Below are 1,408 nucleotides of genomic sequence, written 5' to 3'. Positions count from 1 at the left end.
GTACAGTGATGCCCTGGCCAGCGGTCAGATCCTCGCTCCGGCCAAGAGCATCGAGCAGATGCAGCACGTGATCTACAACGCCTACACCAACGCAACGCTGACCGCGCTGTTCCTGTTCGTGGTGTTCAGCATCCTGTTCTATGCGCTCAAGGTCGGTATTGCCGCCTGGGGCACCAAAGAGCGCACGGATAAAGAATCGCCATTCCAGGCTCTGCCGGATGYGTAACCTGAGGATTGCAGCATGTTCAATGACCTGAGTCGCCTCGGTAAATACCTCGGTCAGGCCGCGCGCCTGATGGTCGGCATGCCCGACTACGACAACTACGTCGAGCATATGCAAACCAAACACCCGGACAAACCGGTGATGAGTTACGAGGCGTTCTTTCGGGAGCGCCAAGAGGCTCGTTACGGCGGCAAGGGTGGACCGAAGTGCTGTTGATGTACGCGGTTTAGGTAACACACCACTGTAGGAGCAGGGCTTGTCGGCGAAGGCGATCTTCAAGATGCTTTCGCCGGCAAACCTGGCTCCTACAGTTTTTTTGCGTCCGGGAGATCTTATTTTGTTAGCGCCAATCCCTGTCACGATCCTCAGCGGCTTTCTCGGCGCTGGCAAAACCACCTTGTTGCGCCACCTGCTCAAAGCCGAGCACGGCCTGAAAATCGCCGTGATCGAAAACGAGTTCAGTGACGCCGGCATCGACACCCAACTGTTGGGCGACGAGCCAGTGCAAGTGATGACGCTGTCCAACGGCTGCGTTTGCTGCACCATCCACACCGATTTGACCAAAGCGCTGTACCTGCTACTGGAGCGCCTGGACAGTGGCGAAATCGCCTTTGACCGCCTGGTGATCGAATGCACCGGTCTGGCCGACCCGGCCCCGGTGGCACAAACCTTTTTTATCGATGAAGAGCTGCGCGAGCGCTACATCCTCGACGGCATCATCACCCTGGTGGACGCGGCTCATGCCGAACTGCACCTGACCCAGACCATTGCCCAGGCGCAGATCGGTTTTGCCGACCGCTTGCTGGTGAGCAAGCGCGATCTGGTGGATGAGCCGAGCTTCACTGCCCTCAGCGAACGCCTGACCCGGATCAACCGTCGCGCGCCGATTCGTGTGGTCGACCACGGTAAGATTGATCTGGCCGAATTGCTCGATGTGCGTGGCTTCAACCTCAATGCCGACCTCGGTGGTGGCGTGAGTTTGCGCCCGGTGAGCAAGGCGCCCTCCATCGATCGCATTTCCAGCCTGGTGCTGCGTACCGACAAACCGCTGGATATCGACAAGCTCAGCGAGTTCATGAACGAACTGCTGGAAGACCATGGCAAGCAATTGCTGCGCTACAAAGGCGTTTTGAACATTCTTGGTGAGCCGCGGCGCATGGTGTTCCAGGGCGCATGGTGTTCCAG

Annotated in this window: 2 protein-coding genes and 1 pseudogene; all 3 read left to right on the top strand. The window is 58.4% G+C overall.

The genetic code is table 11. The annotated features are described in order from the left end of the window. A pseudogene (locus AC1DLB_RS30005) lies at positions 1 to 226 on the top strand (carbon starvation protein A); the annotation flags it as partial. A gap of 15 nt (positions 227 to 241) precedes the next feature. Further along, positions 242 to 439: a YbdD/YjiX family protein gene (locus tag AC1DLB_RS30000; protein ID WP_007937254.1), complete on the top strand. Its 198-nt coding sequence runs from the start codon at positions 242 to 244 to the stop codon at positions 437 to 439. Between the two features lie 121 nt (positions 440 to 560). Further along, positions 561 to 1,408 (top strand): GTP-binding protein (locus AC1DLB_RS29995; RefSeq protein WP_477786283.1); only part of this gene is annotated, 848 nt, incomplete at its 3' end.

Source organism: Pseudomonas sp. 05N434 (assembly GCF_056396965.1).
Note: the sequence above shows the minus strand (reverse complement) of the source record. Positions and strands in the feature narration are given on the sequence as shown.